Here is a 16,294-nt window from a genome sequence, read left to right on the forward strand (position 1 = left end):
CGGCCTCGGGAACGAAGATGGTCATGAGCGCGGCCAAAGCACTGTACAAGCCCCTGTCCATCGGAAGCAGCGTCGCCGGAGGCCTGCTGGCTGGCAAGATCTTCACCGAGATCTGGCAGCGGGTCAGCCCCTCCGACCAGGAACCGCCGGAGCCGCAGGACCTGTCGCGCTCGACGCGGGAGGCGTTCATTGCCGCGGCCGTGCAGGGGCTGATCGTCGGTGTCGTGCGCGCGGCGCTGGCGCGTGGACAAGCGAAGGGGTTCCAGGCGCTGACGAACGAGGATCCCCAGTGACGCCAGGCATCATGGCCTAGGTGCACACTTGGCTGACCCGCAATGTGCGGGTGCTCTCGGCTGTCTCATTCCTTCAGGACGCCGCGAGCGAGCTGCTGTATCCGCTGCTTCCGATCTATCTGACGTCCGTATTGGGCGCGCCCGCGGCGGTCGTCGGCGCGATCGAAGGCGCGGCCGAAGGCGCGGCGTCGCTGACCAAGCTGGCGTCCGGGCCGCTGGGCGACCGGTTCGCGCGGCGGCCACTGATCGCGACGGGTTACGGGATGGCGGCCCTCGGCAAGGTGATGGTGGCGGCCGCCGGGGCATGGCCGGGTGTGCTCGCCGGGCGTGTCGTCGACCGGCTCGGCAAGGGAATTCGCGGGGCGCCGCGCGATGCGCTGTTGGTCGTCGACATCGACGACGCGGCGCGAGGGCGGGTGTTCGGCTTTCACCGCGCGATGGACACGCTGGGTGCGGTCGTCGGTCCGCTGCTGGGTCTGGCCGGCTATGAATTGCTCGACCACCGGATCCCACCGCTGCTGTGGGTGGCTGTGGTGCCGGCGGTGCTCAGCGTCGCGCTGGTGTTTGCGGTGCGCGAGACCAGTCGCGTCCTGCCGCACGCCGAGCGGCGCGCCGTCTTCGCCAGGGTGCGGGAGTTGCCGCGCCGCTACTGGCGGGTGACCACGGCGCTGGTGCTGTTCGGCCTGGTGAACTTTCCAGACGCGCTGCTTCTGTTGCGGCTCAACGAGATCGGGTTTTCCGTCGTCGAGGTGATCTTGGCCTACGTCATCTACAACGCGGTATATGCGATGGCGAGCTACCCGGCCGGACTGCTGGCTGACCGCATGCCGCGGCCCGCGGTGTTCGGCGTCGGGTTGGTGTTCTTCGCGATCGGCTACACCGGACTGGGCCTGACCACCGACACCGTCACGGCATGGCTGCTGATCGGCGTGTACGGGTTGTTCACCGGATGCACCGACGGCGTTGGCAAGGCGTGGATTTCGTCGCTGGTCGGCCCGCAGATGCAGGGAAGCGCGCAAGGGGTGTTCCAGGGCGCGAGCGGTTTCGCGGTGTTGGGTGCGGGGCTGTGGGCGGGTTTTCTCTGGGGCGCCGACGGCCGGCTTCCGCTGCTGATCTCGGGAATCGTCGGTGGGTTGTTCGCGGTCGGGTTGCTATTGGCGGCGGTCAGTCGTCGGACTCCAACGGATAAGGAGGGGCGCCGACGCCCGCCACGGAGTGCGTCCCCCACGGCGTGACCTCGGTCAGTTGCGCTTCGGCGGTGTGGTCGCCGATGGTCACGGCAACCGGTTTCGGCAACTTCGGAGTTGTCTCGGTGGCCAGCTCGAAAACCATTCCGCGCCAGTGGAATTTGCCGTCGATGGGGTCCGTGTGCCCGGTCAGGCGCACCCGAACGGGGTAGCTGACGTCATCGACGCGCATGTCGGCGGGGCCGTCGTAGACGGCGGTCATCGGGGTAAGAAGCCGCTGCGCCGCCACATCCGCCTTGCGATCGGGCCCATCAGGCCGACCTCTTCGAGGAAAGCGGCCAGCGGCGCGAAGCCGAGGATCTGGGTTTTTTGCCGGTGCGCGCTGGTGCGGGCCATCCGGCGGGCTTCTCCGACGTCCAGGCCGACGCGCCGGTACTGGACCTTGTTGGTGAACAGGAAACGGAAGAACAGGCCGCCCACGCCGTTGATGTTGGCGACGAAGAACCTCGGCAGCCGCCGCATGTGCGGGACCCGCTTGCGCAGGCCGTCGCGGGCGAACTGGATGTGCCTGGCTTCCTCGGTGACGTGAATGCGCATGAGCCGCTGAATCATCGGCTGCAGTTCGTCGTCGTCCATCATCTGACGCTGCAACGAGTCGAAGATCTCCTCACCGATCAACGCGGCGACCCACAACATCGGGCCCTGAAACGCGAACGGCAGCGCGTTGATGATGACCCGCTGGTAATACCTGGGCCGCACCGGCTTTGCGCCGACCCGGTCGATCGCCTTGCCGAACATCACCATGTGCCGCGTCTCGTCGCCCAGTTCGGTCAACTCGTAGTGCGTGGCGTTCGCGGTCGGATCCTGATGCATCATCTTGCGCAACAGCGCCTGGTTGAGGATGTTCTCGAACCAGATGCCTGCGGACAGCGTGTTGACGAGTTCCTGCCGCGACAGCTCGATCTGCTGTGCGCGAGTCATGTTGTCCCACAGCGGAGTGCCGTAGAGCGACACCGTCTTGGGCGGAAGGAAGAACTTGTCCGGATCCAGTGGCGCATCCCAGTCGATGTCGACGACCGGCGCGTAGGACTTCTTGACCGAGCCCTTCAGCAGTCGTCCGGCGAATTCCTCGCGAGCGGGTGCAGTCATGGCCCAAAGGTAAGTGCGCCGCCGCAAGCAGTCAATACCTCGGGTACCGGGTACTCGGAGTATTGACGTCAGCGTTTGACTTGTGCGCGCCCGGGTTAGCCCGTGGCATGGCGATCACCGAACCCGATGACCCGCAGAAGCCCGAATCGCCGGGCGACCTGACCCGGCCCGCACTGCGGTACGTGATGCGGAAGACGGCGAGTGAATTCGTCGACGACGAGTGCACGGACCTCGCTGCGGCGTTGACCTATTACGCCGTACTCGCGTTGTTCCCGGCTCTGGTCGTGGTGGTGTCGCTGCTCGGAGTGTTCGGCCAGGGCCGACGTACGACCGACGCGGTCATCGGCATTGCCGACGACGTCCTGCCCGGATCCGCGGTCGACATGTTGCGTCAGCCAATTCGACAACTCGTCGAAAGCCCCTCGGCCGGGCTCGCTCTGATCGTCGGCATGGCCGGGGCGCTGTGGTCGGCATCGGGTTACGTCGGTGCCTTCGGACGCGCCATGAACCGCATCTACGAGATCGATGAAGGCAGGCCGGTGTGGAAGCTGCGACCGGTTCAGATGGTGCTGACCCTCGCGGGGCTCATCATGGTGGCGGTAGTCGGGTTCATGCTGGCCGTCAGCGGACCGGTGGCCGAGTCGATCGGGAACGTGGTCGGCCTCAGCGATGTGGCCGTCACGGCATGGAACGTGATCAAGTGGCCGGTGATACTCGTCTTCATCGCGGTGTCCGTCGCGATCTTGTACTACGTCACGCCGAACGTGAAACAACCCAAATTCCGGTGGCTGAGTATCGGTGCGGGAGTGGCCATCGTGGTGTGGATCGTGGCATCGCTTCTATTCGGCTTCTATGTCGCGAACTTCGGCAGCTACAACAAGACATACGGTGCGCTGGCCGGCGTGATCGTGTTCTTGCTGTGGCTGTGGATCACCAACCTGGCGCTGCTGTTCGGCGCCGAATTGGATGCCGAACTCGAGCGTGGACGTCAGCTACAGGCCGGCTTACCCGCCGAGCGCGAGCTGCAACTGCCGCCGAAGGATGTCCGGGGCCTGAAGAAGGGCGAGGCTGCGGAGAAGAAAGACATCGAGCGCGCGCGGCGACTCCGGCGATCGCGGGGCCGGAGGTCCTAGCGCATACTCGCACCCGTGACTCGACGGATCCACGTGATCGGTATCGGCGCGGGCGATCCGGATTACGTGACGGCGCAGGCGGTGGCGGCGCTCAACGACACGCACGTGTTCTTCGCGATGGACAAGGGATCGCAGAAGGACGATCTGGTGGCGCTGCGGCGCGAGATCTGCCGGCGGTTCATCCGCGAACCGGGCTACCGATTCGTCGAACTGCCCGATCCGCCGCGAGCCAAGGACGGCGACTATCGGCAGGCCGTTGCCGATTGGCATGCGGCGCGGGCGGCGATGTGGGCCGACGCGATCGAAGCGGAGCTAGCGGACGGCGCCACCGGAGCATTTCTTGCGTGGGGCGACCCGTCGCTGTACGACAGCACGCTGCGGATCCTGGACATCGTCGCGACCCGGGTGGACGTCGACTACGACGTCATTCCCGGCATCACCGCGATCCAGGCGTTGACCGCGCGACACCGCATACCGCTCAACGACGTCGGTGAACCGGTGCTCGTCACCACCGGACGGCAGTTGCGCTCGGCAGGGTTGTCGGGCAGTGCGGTGGTGATGCTGGACGCGGACTGCTCGTTTCAGGTTTGCCCGCCGCAGACGCGAATCTGGTGGGGCGCCTATCTGGGGACGCCCGACGAACTGCTGGTGTCGGGAACCGTCGGTGAGGTAGGCCCGTCGATAGTCCAGACGCGGGCCCAGGCACGCGCGAGGCACGGCTGGATCATGGACACCTACCTGCTGCGCCCGGCAGACTAGCGGCCATGGCGAGCTTCCTGCTGCGCGCAGCCCTCACCGGCGTCGCGTTGTGGGTGGTCACCCTCATTGTTCCCGGCATCAGCTTCATCGGCGGGGACACCACGGTGGCCAGGGTCGGCATCGTCTTCGTCGTCGCGGTGATTTTCGGTCTGGTCAACGCGATCATCAAGCCGCTGGTGCAACTGATTTCGATCCCGCTCTACATCCTCACCCTCGGGCTGTTCCACATCGTGGTCAACGCGTTGATGCTCTCGATCACGTCGTGGATCACCGAGCACACCACCCATTGGGGTCTCTACATCGACGACTTCTGGTGGACCGCGATCTGGGCGGCGATCGTGCTGTCGATCGTGAGCTGGGTGCTGTCGTTGATCGCAGGCGACCGCATTCGACGCTGACCGGCACACTGGACACATGCCGGAACTACCTGAGGTCGAAGCCCTCGCCGACCACCTGCGCCGACACGCCGTCGGGTTGACGGTGAAACGCGTCGACGTTTCTGCGCTGTCGGTGCTCAAGACGTTCGACCCGCCGATCAACGTGCTGCACGGACACACCGTCACGGGGGCCAACCGGTGGGGCAAATACCTCGGCATGCAGGCCGGCGACCTGCATCTGATCACGCATCTGTCGCGGGCGGGCTGGCTGCGTTGGTCGGACAAGCTGGCCGCCGCGCCGCTGAAGCCGGGCAAAGGCCCGATCGCGCTGCGGGTGCACCTGGGTTCGCCATCCGAGGCAGCTCCGGGCTCTGATGTCGCCGCCGGCGCGGCTCCGGGCTTCGACCTCACCGAGGCCGGCACCCAGAAGCGATTGGCGGTATGGCTCGTCGACGACCCGGCGAAGGTGCCCGGCATCGCGTCCCTCGGCCCCGACGCGCTGTCGCTGGGCCCCGAGGAACTGGCGAGCGTGCTGGCCGGGCAGAGCGGGCGGATCAAGACCGTGATCACCGACCAGAAGGTGATCGCAGGCATCGGCAACGCGTACAGCGACGAGATCCTGCACGTCGCCAAGCTGTCGCCGTTCGCCACCGCGGGCAAACTGACCGATGCGCAACTGGCGGCGCTGCACGACGCGATGATCTCCGTGCTGACCGACGCGGTTTCGCGCTCGGTGGGGCAGCAGGCCGCAACGCTGAAGGGGGAGAAGCGATCGGGGTTGCGGGTGCATGCCCGCACCGGCCTGCCGTGTCCGGTCTGCGGCGACACCGTGCGTGAGGTGTCGTTCGCGGACAAGTCTTTTCAGTACTGCCCGACCTGTCAGACCGGCGGCAAGGTGTTGGCCGACCGGCGACTGTCGCGGCTGCTCAAATAGGCTGCACGGGTGACTCGTCAGAAGATTCTGATCACCGGCGCGTCGTCGGGCCTCGGCGCAGGCATGGCACGCAAGTTCGCCGCGAAGGGGCGCGACCTGGCGCTGTGCGCCCGTCGCACCGACCGCCTCGACGAGTTGCGCGCCGAACTACTCGAGCACCATCCCGGCATCACCGTGGCGGTCGCTGCACTGGACGTCAACGACCACGAGCAGGTGCCGAAGGTGTTCGCCGAGTTGTCCGATGCGCTCGGTGGCATCGACCGCATCATCGTCAACGCGGGCATCGGCAAGGGTGCGCGGCTCGGGTCGGGCAAGCTGTGGGCCAACAAGGCCACCGTCGAGACGAATCTTGTTGCGGCGCTTGTACAGATCGAAACCGCGATCGAAATGTTCATGGCCGCGGGCGGTGGTCATTTGGTGTTGATCTCGTCGGTGCTCGCGAACAAAGGGGTGCCTGGAGTGCGGGCGGCGTACGCCGCGAGCAAGGCAGGGCTGTCGTCGCTTGGCGAGTCGCTGCGCGCCGAGTACGCGAAGAGCCCGATCAAGGTGACGGTGATCGAACCCGGCTACATCGAGTCGGAGATGACCGCACAGGCCGACACCACGACGCTGATGGTCGACAACGACACCGGGACGAAGGCGATGGTCGAAGCCATCGAACGTGAACCGGGCCGGGCCGCGGTGCCGAGGTGGCCGTGGACGCCGCTGGTTGGGGTGTTGCGCTTGTTGCCGCCGGAACTGGCTGCCAGATTTGCCTAGTTAGCCGCTCTATAGGTTTAGTCAACCGGCGGGCGTGGTAGCCGAACCGCATGATCGTAAAACTGACGAAGATGACGCCCTTACTGTTCGCGGGCGCAGCGGCAGCCGCGATCGCCGCAGCCCCAGCCGCGATGGCCGAACCAGCGCCCCCGCCCCCGTGTGTCAACGCCGACGGCACGCCGTGCAGCGACGTCGGCAATGTCGGCCCTGGCGGCGCCAATGTCAACATTCCGAACGGCCCGGCCGGTACCGCTGACGGCGGCGGCGCCTCGGGTGCCATTCCTTATGGCCCTGGCGGTTCGGCGGATGGCGGCGGCGCTTCCGGTTCGCTGTCGCCTTACGGCCCTGGCGGCTCTGCCGGCCCCGGCGGTGCCAGCGGGTGCATCCCGAACGTCGGCTGCATCAACATCCCGGCCGGCTGACCCTCTGCCGCTCGCGGTATCAGGCGGTACGTCCGCGCTCGGTGCGGTAGCGGCGCACCAGCGCGTCCGTCGACGTGTCCGACTGCTCGGCAGGCGAGGCGTCGCTGGTGATCACCGGCAGCAACGCCTTGGCTTGCGTCTTGCCCAGTTCGACGCCCCACTGGTCGAACGAGTCGATGCCCCAGATGACGCCCTCGGTGAACACCTGATGCTCGTACAGCGCGATCAACTGGCCGACCACTGACGGCGTCAGCTTGGTGCCCAGGATCGACGTCGACGGCCGGTTGCCCGGCATCACCTTGTGCGGCACCACTTCTGGCGGCGTGCCATCGGCAGCGATCTCCCCGGCTGTCTTACCGAACGCCAGCACCTGTGTCTGGGCGAAGAAGTTGCTCATCAGCAAGTCGTGCATGCTGCCGGATCCGTCGGCGGTCGCCAAATCGTCTGTCGGCTGCGAGAACCCGATGAAATCGGCGGGAATCAACCGCGTGCCCTGGTGGATCAGCTGATAGAACGCGTGCTGGCCGTTGGTGCCCGGCTCGCCCCAGAAGATCTCACCCGTACTGGTCACCACCGGTGTGCCGTCCGCGCGCACCGACTTGCCGTTCGACTCCATCGTCAGCTGTTGCAAATACGCCGCGAACCGGTTCAGGTCATTCGAGTACGGCAATACCGCACGCGTCTCGGCGCCGAAGAAGTTGTTGTACCACAAGCCGATCAGGCCGAGCAGCGCCGGCGCGTTGGCTTCCAGCGGCGCGGTCCGGAAGTGTTCGTCGATGATGTGAAACCCGGCTAGGAAGTCGGCGAAGCGCTCCCGGCCGATCGCCGCCATCACGCTCAAACCGATTGCGCTGTCCACCGAATACCGGCCGCCGACCCAGTCCCAGAAGCCGAACATGTTCTCGGTGTTGATGCCGAAGTCGTCGACCAGTTTCTTGTTCGTCGACACGGCGACAAAGTGCTTGGCCACCGCGGCATCACCGAGCGTATCGGTCAGCCAGCGGCGCGCCGCCGTCGCGTTGGTCAGCGTCTCCAGCGTCGAGAACGTCTTCGATGCGACGATGAAAAGTGTTGTGGCAGGGTCGAGTCCGTCGAGTTTGGCCACCAGGTCCGCGGGGTCGACATTGGAGACGAACCGCGCTGAGATGCCCGCGTCGGCATAGTGGCGCAGCGCGTTGTAGACCATCACCGGCCCCAGATCCGACCCGCCGATGCCGATGTTGACGACGGTCTTGATGCGCTCACCTGTGGCGCCCGTCCACTCGCCGCTGCGTAGCCGGTCGGTGAAGTCGCCCATCTTGTCGAGCACCGCGTGCACGTCCTCGACGACGTTCTGGCCGTCGACGTCCAACTCGACGCCGACCGGATCGCGCAGCGCCGTGTGCAGCACCGCCCGGTTCTCCGAGGTGTTGATGTGCACACCGGAGAACATCGCATCGCGGTGCTGTTCGAGTCGCGCCGTGCGGGCAAGGTCGACCAGCAACCGCAGCGTGTCCCGAGACACCCGGTGCTTGCTGTAGTCGATGTAGAGATCGCCGACCGTCAACGCCAGTTCGGTGCCGCGTTCGGGATCCTCGGCGAAGAACTCCCGCAGCGTTTTACCACCGATTTCGTTGTGATGGCGCTGCAGGGCCTGCCATGCGTCAGTGGCTGAAATATCGGCAATCTGCTGCGTGTTGATGGTCATGTAGACGACCCTAGTGCGGTCAATTCTCCGAAGGTGTAAGAGAGAGTTATGGACACCCAAGCGCTGCTGAAGTCAGTACCCACCGGTCTGTGGATCGGCGGTGAGGAACGCGAAGGCTCCTCGACATTCAATGTTCTCGACCCGTCCGACGATCAGGTGCTGACCGCCGTGGCCGACGCCACCGCGGAAGACGCGATCGCGGCGCTCGACGCGGCCTGCGCCGTGCAGGCGGACTGGGCGGCCACCCCACCACGGGAGCGCGGCGAGATCTTGCGGGCGGTCTTCGAGAAGATCACCGAACGCGCCGAGGACATCGCGACGCTGATGACCCTGGAGATGGGCAAGGTGCTGCGCGAAAGCATGGGCGAGGTCACCTACGGCGCCGAGTTCTTCCGCTGGTTCGCTGAGGAGGCGGTCCGCGTCCACGGCAGATTCACGCCAAGCCCCAACGGCACCGGCCGTGTGCTGGTGACCAAGCAACCAGTCGGCCCCTGCTATGCCATCACGCCGTGGAATTTCCCGCTCGCGATGGGCACCCGCAAGATGGGACCCGCGTTCGCCGCGGGTTGCACGATGATCGTCAAGCCCGCTCAGGAGACGCCGCTGACGATGCTGCTGCTGGCCAAGCTGATGGATGAGGCCGGTCTGCCCAAGGGTGTGCTGTCGGTGCTGCCGACCAGCAGCCCGGGGCCGGTGACCGAGGCGCTGGTCAACGACGGCCGGCTGCGCAAGCTGACGTTCACCGGATCGACGGGTGTGGGCAAGGCGCTGGTGAAGCAGTCAGCCGACAAGCTGCTGCGCACGTCGATGGAACTCGGCGGCAACGCGCCGTTCATCGTGTTCGACGACGCCGACGTCGACGCCGCGGTCGAGGGCGCGATCCTCGCGAAGATGCGCAACGGCGGCGAGGCCTGCACCGCGGCCAACCGCTTCCACGTCGCCAACTCGATCCGTGAGGAGTTCACCGAGAAGCTGGTCAAGCGGATGAGCGAGTTCACCCTCGGCAAGGGCATCGACGAGTCGTCGACACTGGGTCCGTTGATCAACTCCAAGCAGGTCGCCACCGTCGAGGACCTGGTGTCCGATGCGGTGTCACGCGGTGCGACGGTCGCCGTCGGCGGCGTCGCTCCCGGCGGCCCTGGCAACTTCTACCCGGCGACCGTGCTGGCCGACGTCCCCGCCGATGCCCGCATTCTCAAGGAGGAGGTGTTCGGGCCCGTCGCGCCGATCACCGGCTTCGACACCGAGGAAGAGGGCATCGAGGCGGCAAACGACACCGAGTACGGTCTGGCGGCCTACATCTACACCCAGTCCTTGGACCGCGCGCTGCGCGTCGCCGAGGGCATCGAATCGGGCATGGTGGGCGTCAACCGCGGCGTGATCTCCGATCCTGCCGCACCGTTCGGCGGCGTCAAGGAGTCCGGCTTCGGCCGTGAGGGCGGCTTCGAAGGAATCGACGAGTACCTGGACATCAAGTACATCGCGCTGACGAAGTAGCGGCCAGCGCGCCTTCGAGATCCGGCGCGCGAGGGCACCTAAACTTCGCGCAGTGCGCCAGGCGATCCCCGCGTTGGACGGCATCCGCGCCGTAGCGGTGGCTCTCGTGCTCGCCGAACACGGCGGTGTCCCCGGCGTGTCCGGCGGGTTCCTCGGTGTCGACGTCTTCTTCGTTCTCAGTGGCTTCCTGATCACCTCGCTGCTGCTCGACGAGCGGGCGCGCACCGGCCGAATCCGGCTGCGCGACTTCTGGATCCGGCGTGCCCGTCGGCTGCTGCCCGCGTTGATCGTGATGGTGCTGGCGGTCGTTGTCGCGCGCAGGTTCTTTCCCGCCGAGGCGACCGCTACGCTGCGCGACGACGCCGTCGCCGCCTTGTTCTGGGCGGCCAACTGGGCGTTCGTCGCGCAGAAGACGGATTACTTCTCGCAGGGCAGCCCGCCGTCACCGCTGCAGCACACGTGGTCACTCGGCGTTGAGGAGCAGTACTACCTGCTGTGGCCGCTGCTCGTGCTCGCCGTCGCGGTGGCGTTCGGGGCGCGGGCCCGGTGGGCGGTCTGCGGGCTCGCGGTGCTGGGCGCCGCGGGGTCGGCCGCCGTCGCGATCCTGATGGCGCCCGACGTCAACCGGGTCTACTTCGGCACCGACACCCGCATCGAGGCGCTCTTGGTCGGCGCCGCCGCGGCCGCCCTGCTGGTGCGCGACTGGACGGTGCTGACGTCGGGCGGGACTCTGATCCGGACGCGGTACCGGCGCTGGGCAGCGACCGCGCTGTCGATCGTGGGCCTGGCCGGTTTGGCGGTGCTCGCGCACTTCGCCACGGGTAGCGCCCGCGATTTCCGGTACGGGCTGCTGATCGCGGTAGCGCTCGCCGCGGTGCTCGTAGTGGCGCCGGTGGCTCTGGACCAGGGCTCACCCGTCGCGAAGGCGCTGGCGTGGCGGCCGCTGGTGTGGCTTGGCGCCGTCTCCTACGGCGTCTACCTGTGGCACTGGCCGATCTTTCTTGCGCTGAACGGGGAGCGCACGGGCTGGTCGGGATGGCCGCTCTTTGCGGTGCGGTGCGCAGCGACGGTCGCGGTCGCGACGGCATCGTGGTGGCTGCTCGAGCAGCCGATCCGGCGATGGCGGCCGGTGTTCGTCCCGATGCTGCCGTTGGCGGGTGCGACGGCGGCAACCGCGGCGGCGGTGACGATGACGGTGCTGCCGGTGAACGTCAAACCGGCCGAGACGGGCCTCAGCAGCATCGACTCGGCGGCGCTGATCGCGCCGGAAGTACCCGTCGAGGTGAAGGCGCCATCGGGCCAGCTGGCACCGGGCACCAAACGGGTCGCGGTTTTCGGGGACTCGGTGGCGTGGACGATGATGCGCTACTTGCCGCCGACGCCGGGGCTGAGCTTCTCCAACTACACGACGATCGGCTGCGGGGTGGCTCGCGGCGGGCCCTACAAGTACGCCGGCGAGACGCTGCCTCAGAAGCCCGAATGCGACGACTGGCCTGCGCGGTGGTCGCAGCGGATCAACCACGACCGGCCCGACGTCGTGCTGCTGATCATCGGCCGCTGGGAGGTCGTCGACCGGGTCAACGAGGGCCACTGGACGCATATCGGCGACAACGGATACGACGCGTATCTCCGCGGCGAACTGCAGCGCGCGCTCGACATGCTGACGTCGACGGGCGCGCGGGTGGTGGTGACCACCGAGCCGTACAACCGCCGCGGTGAGCGAGCCGACGGCAGCCTCTATCCAGAAGACCAGCCCGTGCGCGCCGATCGGTGGAACAAGTTGTTGCGCAGCGTCATTGGCAACCGGCCGAACGTCGCCGTGCTCGACCTGAACAAGAAGCTGGGCCCGAACGGCTACTACACCAACACGGTCGACGGCATCAAGATGCGCATGGACGGTGTGCATCCGACGCCGGAGGCCGTCAAGTGGTTGACGCCGTGGCTGGCCGATGCGCTGAAGCGCTGAAGCGGTGATTTGTGGAGTGTTAGCCGCGCTCACCGCGGCTGCGGCTCCACAAATCGCTAGAAGAACTCAGTGCCCGAGCCGACCGCGCCCCAGGCGGAGCAGCAGCATCGCCAGGTCCTTGCCGTCGGGACCCAGCTCGCTGTAGCGCTCGATGACCTTCATCTCGCGGCTGTGCACCAATCGGGTGCCGCCGGAGGCCATCCGCGCCTTGCCGATCAGCTTGGATACCTCGGTGCGCCGTTTGACGGCGTCAAGTATCGCCGCGTCGAGCTCGTCGATCTCGCGGCGCAGGTCGTCAATCTCAGCCACGGTTTCCATTTCGATAGTCATTTCGGCTCCTCATTGTGTGGGTTTTCGGCCTCGTCCGGTATTCGGGCCTCACACAAGAGACGAGCCCCGGATCCGGAAGCGGACCGCGGGGCTCTTGGAAGCAGCTAGACCACGGGCACCGCTGGCCGGTACCCGTAGAAAAATCGGCACTGCTTGATGAGCACGTCTAGAAGTGTGCCATTTGAGGCGGTGGGAGCGCAAAGAGTGTCGCCGCGCGGCGGTAAGTTGGGACAGACATGAGTTTGCACGTGACCGACCTGAATTCCAGCCCGAATGAGCAGGCCGAAGCCCTGCTGGACGGCCTGAACCCACAACAGCGCGAGGCAGTGCTGCACGAAGGCACGCCCCTGCTGATCGTCGCGGGCGCCGGCTCCGGCAAGACCGCGGTGCTGACCCGGCGCATCGCTTACCTACTGGCGGCCCGCGAGGTCGGCGTCGGTCAGGTGTTGGCCATCACGTTCACCAACAAGGCCGCAGCCGAAATGCGCGAACGCGTGGTGCAGCTGGTCGGGCCCCGGGCCAGGAACATGTGGATTTCCACCTTCCATTCCTCCTGTGTGCGGATCCTGCGCAACCAGGCGTCGCTCCTGCCGGGCCTGAACTCCAACTTCTCGATCTACGACGCCGACGACTCGCGGCGGCTGCTGCTGATGATCGGCAAGGACATGGGGCTGGACACCAAGCGGTACTCGCCGCGCCTGCTGGCCAACGGGATCTCCAACTTGAAGAACGAGTTGATCGGCCCGGAGCAGGCGGCCTACGACGCATCGAATGCGATGGAGGACCTGCCGCGGATCATCGCCGAGGTCTTCGCCGAATACCAGCGCAGGCTGCGGGCGGCCAACGCGCTGGACTTCGACGACCTGATCGGCGAGACAGTCGCTGTGCTGCAAGCCTTTCCGCAAATTGCGCAGTACTACCGCAGGCGGTTCCGGCACATCCTCGTCGACGAGTATCAGGACACCAACCACGCGCAGTACGTGTTGGTGCGCGAGCTGGTCGGGCGGGAAACCGAAGACGGGGTCGCCCCGGCCGAGCTGTGCGTGGTCGGCGACGCCGACCAGTCGATCTACGCGTTCCGGGGTGCCACCATCCGAAACATCGAGGACTTCGAACGCGACTTTCCCAACGCCACAACGATTCTGCTGGAACAGAATTACCGCTCGACGCAGAACATCCTGTCTGCGGCCAACTCGCTGATCTCCCGCAACGCGGGCCGTCGTGAGAAGCGGCTGTGGACCGACGCGGGGGAAGGCGAGCTCATCGTCGGCTACGTCGCCGACAACGAGCACGACGAGGCGCGGTTCGTCGCCGAGGAGATCGACGCGCTCGCCGACCGTGGTGAGATCAGCTACAACGACGTTGCGGTGTTCTACCGGACCAACAACTCGTCTCGAGCGTTGGAAGAGGTCTTCATCCGCGCGGGCATCCCGTACAAAGTCGTTGGCGGGGTCAGGTTTTACGAACGCCGGGAGATCCGAGACATCGTCGCGTATCTGCGGGTGCTCGACAACCCCGGTGATTCGGTGAGCATGCGGCGCATCCTGAACACCCCGCGCCGCGGCATCGGTGACCGCGCCGAGGCGTGTGTGGCGGTGTATGCCGAGAACACCGGATTGAGCTTCAACGACGCGCTGCAGGCCGCCGCCGCGGGCAAGGTGCCGATGCTCAACACCCGCGCGGAGAAGTGCATAGCGAATTTCGTTGAGCTGCTTGACGATTTGCGTGGTCGTCTCGACGGTGAACTGGGCAGTGTCGTTGATGCGGTCCTCGACCGCACCGGCTACCGCACCGAGCTGGAATCCTCGAGCGACCCGCAGGATCTGGCGCGGTTGGACAACCTCAACGAATTGGTCAGCGTCGCGCACGAATTCAGCACCGACCTGGCCAACGCCCAGGCCACGGAAGAGATCGACCCCGAAGACGAGGACATTCCGGACACCGGCGTGCTGTCGCAGTTCCTGGAGCGGGTGTCGCTGGTCGCCGACGCCGACGAACTGCCCGAGCACGGCTCAGGCGTGGTGACGATGATGACCCTGCACACCGCCAAGGGGCTGGAATTCCCGGTGGTGTTCGTGACCGGCTGGGAGGACGGCATGTTCCCGCACATGCGGGCGCTCGGCGACCCGACCGAGCTGTCCGAGGAGCGGCGACTGGCGTACGTCGGGATCACCAGGGCCCGGCAGCGGTTGTACGTGAGCAGGGCCAGGGTTCGGTCGTCGTGGGGTCAGCCGATGCTGAACCCGGAATCGCGCTTCCTGAAGGAAATCCCGCAGGAGCTCATCGACTGGCGGCGCGTCGAACCGCCGCCGTCGCTGTCCGCGCCTGTAAGCGGTGCGGGCAGGTTCGGGACGCCGCGTCCGGCGCCCACCCGGTCGGCGGCAGGCAAGCGCCCGCTGCTGGTGCTCGAGCCCGGCGACCGGGTCACCCACGACAAGTACGGTCTCGGCCGCGTCGAGGAAGTGTCCGGGGTGGGGGAGTCGGCGATGTCGCTGATCGACTTCGGCAGCGCAGGCCGGGTGAAGCTGATGCACAACCACGCACCTGTCAGCAAGCTGTAAAGGGTGAAGTGAACAATCCGGTGCCCGTTCGACGTTGACCCCGCTGTGGTGCACACCGTCTCCAGCGACTGGCATTTGTGGCTCGGCTTCCTCGGCGCGTCGATCGCGATCGCGTTCTCCCCTGGTGCGGGAGCGATCCAGTCAATGGCGAGCGGCCTGAGCCACGGCCTGTTGCGGTCATACTGGAGCATCGTCGGCCAGGAACTGGGTCTGCTGCTGCAACTCACCCTGGTAGCGCTTGGCGTCGGCGCGATCGTCGCCAAGTCGATCCTGGCGTTCACGATCATCAAGTTCGCCGGCGTCCTGTATCTGCTTTACCTCGCCGTGCGCCAATGGCGCGCATCCGCGTCCGCTCTGACCGATAAGGTCACCGGTGCGCCGCCTCGCGCGGGAATTTCCTTGCTGGCGAGGGGCTTTCTGGTCAACGTGACCAACCCCAAGGCGCTGGTGTTCTATCTTGCAGTGCTGCCGCAGTTCGTCGCGCCGACCGCACCGCTGCCGCCGCAATACCTGGTGATCGGGTTGACGTTCATCACCACCGACATCGTGGTGATGAGTGTGTACGCGGGCCTGGCGACGCGGCTGCTCAAGGCGCTGGGCGCACGCCGACAACGGCTGCTGAACCGGTGCTTCTCCGGCCTGTTCGCCACCGCGGCGGTGGTGCTGGCGCTGGTGCGCAGGGCCGCGACGGCTTAACCCGACCCGCTGCGGGACCAGCGGCCCGTGGTGGGCAGCAGTGCGAACAGGATGCTCGCCAGCGGCAGCACGGGGATGGCGTAGACCACCGGCGCCAGGTTGGCCCCCGCAACGAAAAGGCCCGAGAAGATCAGCAGCGCCACGATCGCGCCGACGACGATCAACAGCCGGCCCATCCGCCGCCGCAGCAGCAGCGCGATCAGCCCGCTGATGAGCGCGGAGGCGGACACCGCGGTGAGAAACCCGATAGCCACGCAGAACAGTCGATCCGACCGCCACCAACCCGTGATCAGGTCGGTGGCGATGACGGCGGTGGCCCAGCCGGACAGGATGGCGGCGATGGTGGTGGCGATGGCCGCGGTCGGGGTGGCGCGCGCCGAGTGCGGCGTGCCGACGGCGACGGGCTTGGCCCTCGGAATGTACTGCGTCTGCGGCTCGCTCAGGGCCGGAAATTCACCCGTCGGGTGGCGCCGAATGATGCTCGTCTTCGGTTCAGCCTCGGCAGGCATCGGTGACGACGGCGTGCCGCCGTTGCGCCGGATGC

Annotated in this window: 17 protein-coding genes and 1 pseudogene; 13 read left to right on the forward strand and 5 right to left on the reverse strand. The window is 66.6% G+C overall.

Features of this window, described 5'->3' with window-relative positions; genetic code table 11:
* Window positions 1–23 precede the first annotated feature (23 nt).
* Both ACGFK1_RS27930 and ACGFK1_RS27935 read left to right on the forward strand, forming a co-directional pair.
* A complete protein-coding gene (locus tag ACGFK1_RS27930) occupies window positions 24–293 on the forward strand; it encodes a DUF4235 domain-containing protein (protein ID WP_393437305.1) in 270 nt (89 codons plus the stop codon).
* Between the two features lie 20 nt (window positions 294–313).
* Window positions 314–1,528 carry an MFS transporter gene (locus ACGFK1_RS27935; RefSeq protein ID WP_393437308.1) on the forward strand — a complete coding sequence of 405 codons (1,215 nt, stop codon included), beginning with the start codon at window positions 314–316 and terminating at the stop codon, window positions 1,526–1,528.
* Here the strand turns inward: ACGFK1_RS27935 and ACGFK1_RS27940 are convergent.
* Together ACGFK1_RS27940 and ACGFK1_RS27945 are read right to left on the reverse strand one after the other, a co-directional pair.
* Window positions 1,458–1,742, reverse strand: coding sequence for a DUF4873 domain-containing protein (locus ACGFK1_RS27940; protein WP_393437310.1), 285 nt, complete (start codon window positions 1,740–1,742; stop codon window positions 1,458–1,460). The genes ACGFK1_RS27935 and ACGFK1_RS27940 overlap by 71 nt on opposite strands.
* A complete protein-coding gene (locus tag ACGFK1_RS27945; protein ID WP_393437313.1) occupies window positions 1,739–2,629 on the reverse strand; it encodes a diiron oxygenase in 891 nt (296 codons plus the stop codon). The genes ACGFK1_RS27940 and ACGFK1_RS27945 overlap by 4 nt, the downstream gene beginning before the upstream one ends.
* Window positions 2,630–2,736: 107 nt before the next feature.
* Here ACGFK1_RS27945 and ACGFK1_RS27950 point away from each other — a divergent pair, with 107 nt between their 5' ends.
* From ACGFK1_RS27950 to ACGFK1_RS27980, 7 genes and pseudogenes are all read left to right on the forward strand, one after another.
* A complete protein-coding gene (locus ACGFK1_RS27950) occupies window positions 2,737–3,762 on the forward strand; it encodes a YihY/virulence factor BrkB family protein (RefSeq protein ID WP_393437316.1) in 1,026 nt (341 codons plus the stop codon).
* Window positions 3,763–3,777: 15 nt separating this feature from the next.
* Window positions 3,778–4,521 carry a precorrin-6A synthase (deacetylating) gene (cobF, locus tag ACGFK1_RS27955; protein WP_393437319.1) on the forward strand — a complete coding sequence of 248 codons (744 nt, stop codon included), beginning with the start codon at window positions 3,778–3,780 and terminating at the stop codon, window positions 4,519–4,521.
* 5 nt (window positions 4,522–4,526) lie between these two features.
* Window positions 4,527–4,919 carry a phage holin family protein gene (locus ACGFK1_RS27960; protein WP_393437322.1) on the forward strand — a complete coding sequence of 131 codons (393 nt, stop codon included), beginning with the start codon at window positions 4,527–4,529 and terminating at the stop codon, window positions 4,917–4,919.
* 16 nt (window positions 4,920–4,935) lie between these two features.
* Window positions 4,936–5,178: pseudogene (locus ACGFK1_RS27965) on the forward strand (DNA-formamidopyrimidine glycosylase family protein); the annotation flags it as partial.
* A gap of 186 nt (window positions 5,179–5,364) precedes the next feature.
* Window positions 5,365–5,832, forward strand: a complete 468-nt coding sequence (locus ACGFK1_RS27970) for a zinc finger domain-containing protein (protein ID WP_393437505.1) — start codon at window positions 5,365–5,367, stop codon at window positions 5,830–5,832.
* Between the two features lie 9 nt (window positions 5,833–5,841).
* On the forward strand, window positions 5,842–6,591 hold the full coding sequence (locus ACGFK1_RS27975) for an SDR family oxidoreductase (protein ID WP_393437324.1): 750 nt from the start codon (window positions 5,842–5,844) through the stop codon (window positions 6,589–6,591).
* Between the two features lie 50 nt (window positions 6,592–6,641).
* Window positions 6,642–7,013 carry a hypothetical protein gene (locus tag ACGFK1_RS27980; protein ID WP_393437327.1) on the forward strand — a complete coding sequence of 124 codons (372 nt, stop codon included), beginning with the start codon at window positions 6,642–6,644 and terminating at the stop codon, window positions 7,011–7,013.
* 19 nt (window positions 7,014–7,032) lie between these two features.
* Here the strand turns inward: ACGFK1_RS27980 and pgi are convergent, their stop codons facing one another.
* On the reverse strand, window positions 7,033–8,700 hold the full coding sequence (gene pgi, locus ACGFK1_RS27985; RefSeq protein ID WP_393437329.1) for a glucose-6-phosphate isomerase: 1,668 nt from the start codon (window positions 8,698–8,700) through the stop codon (window positions 7,033–7,035).
* A gap of 48 nt (window positions 8,701–8,748) precedes the next feature.
* Between pgi and ACGFK1_RS27990 the strand changes: the two genes are divergently transcribed.
* Together ACGFK1_RS27990 and ACGFK1_RS27995 are read left to right on the forward strand one after the other, a co-directional pair.
* Window positions 8,749–10,197, forward strand: a complete 1,449-nt coding sequence (locus tag ACGFK1_RS27990) for an NAD-dependent succinate-semialdehyde dehydrogenase (protein WP_393437331.1) — start codon at window positions 8,749–8,751, stop codon at window positions 10,195–10,197.
* Between the two features lie 52 nt (window positions 10,198–10,249).
* Window positions 10,250–12,163: an acyltransferase family protein gene (locus ACGFK1_RS27995; RefSeq protein WP_393437334.1), complete on the forward strand. Its 1,914-nt coding sequence runs from the start codon at window positions 10,250–10,252 to the stop codon at window positions 12,161–12,163.
* Between the two features lie 66 nt (window positions 12,164–12,229).
* Here the strand turns inward: ACGFK1_RS27995 and ACGFK1_RS28000 are convergent, their stop codons facing one another.
* Window positions 12,230–12,493 (reverse strand): chorismate mutase, encoded by a 264-nt coding sequence (locus ACGFK1_RS28000; protein ID WP_393437336.1) that lies wholly within the window; start codon window positions 12,491–12,493, stop codon window positions 12,230–12,232.
* Window positions 12,494–12,729: 236 nt separating this feature from the next.
* Here ACGFK1_RS28000 and pcrA point away from each other — a divergent pair, with 236 nt between their 5' ends.
* Window positions 12,730–15,054: a DNA helicase PcrA gene (pcrA, locus tag ACGFK1_RS28005; RefSeq protein WP_393437338.1), complete on the forward strand. Its 2,325-nt coding sequence runs from the start codon at window positions 12,730–12,732 to the stop codon at window positions 15,052–15,054.
* A 45-nt stretch (window positions 15,055–15,099) separates the two neighbouring features.
* On the forward strand, window positions 15,100–15,750 hold the full coding sequence (locus tag ACGFK1_RS28010; protein WP_393437341.1) for a LysE family transporter: 651 nt from the start codon (window positions 15,100–15,102) through the stop codon (window positions 15,748–15,750).
* On the opposite strand, the gene ACGFK1_RS28015 is transcribed toward ACGFK1_RS28010, so the two are convergent.
* Window positions 15,747–16,259, reverse strand: a complete 513-nt coding sequence (locus tag ACGFK1_RS28015; RefSeq protein ID WP_393437507.1) for a hypothetical protein — start codon at window positions 16,257–16,259, stop codon at window positions 15,747–15,749. The two genes, ACGFK1_RS28010 and ACGFK1_RS28015, sit on opposite strands and share 4 nt — an antisense overlap.
* Window positions 16,260–16,294 lie beyond the last annotated feature (35 nt).

The sequence above is a fragment of the Mycobacterium sp. NPDC048908 genome, from assembly GCF_043197955.1.
Taxonomy (GTDB): Bacteria; Actinomycetota; Actinomycetes; order Mycobacteriales; family Mycobacteriaceae; genus Mycobacterium.

Coding starts and splice junctions, on each gene's coding strand:
- ACGFK1_RS28000 (WP_393437336.1), bottom strand. CDS start 12,493: ATGACTATCGAAATGGAAACCGTGGCTGAGATTGACGACCTGCGCCGC.
- ACGFK1_RS27930 (WP_393437305.1), top strand. CDS start 24: ATGAGCGCGGCCAAAGCACTGTACAAGCCCCTGTCCATCGGAAGCAGC.
- ACGFK1_RS27960 (WP_393437322.1), top strand. CDS start 4,527: ATGGCGAGCTTCCTGCTGCGCGCAGCCCTCACCGGCGTCGCGTTGTGG.
- ACGFK1_RS27980 (WP_393437327.1), top strand. CDS start 6,642: ATGATCGTAAAACTGACGAAGATGACGCCCTTACTGTTCGCGGGCGCA.
- ACGFK1_RS27940 (WP_393437310.1), bottom strand. CDS start 1,742: ATGACCGCCGTCTACGACGGCCCCGCCGACATGCGCGTCGATGACGTC.
- pgi (WP_393437329.1), bottom strand. CDS start 8,700: ATGACCATCAACACGCAGCAGATTGCCGATATTTCAGCCACTGACGCA.
- ACGFK1_RS27950 (WP_393437316.1), top strand. CDS start 2,737: ATGGCGATCACCGAACCCGATGACCCGCAGAAGCCCGAATCGCCGGGC.
- ACGFK1_RS27945 (WP_393437313.1), bottom strand. CDS start 2,629: ATGACTGCACCCGCTCGCGAGGAATTCGCCGGACGACTGCTGAAGGGC.
- ACGFK1_RS27990 (WP_393437331.1), top strand. CDS start 8,749: ATGGACACCCAAGCGCTGCTGAAGTCAGTACCCACCGGTCTGTGGATC.
- ACGFK1_RS28015 (WP_393437507.1), bottom strand. CDS start 16,259: ATGCCTGCCGAGGCTGAACCGAAGACGAGCATCATTCGGCGCCACCCG.
- pcrA (WP_393437338.1), top strand. CDS start 12,730: ATGAGTTTGCACGTGACCGACCTGAATTCCAGCCCGAATGAGCAGGCC.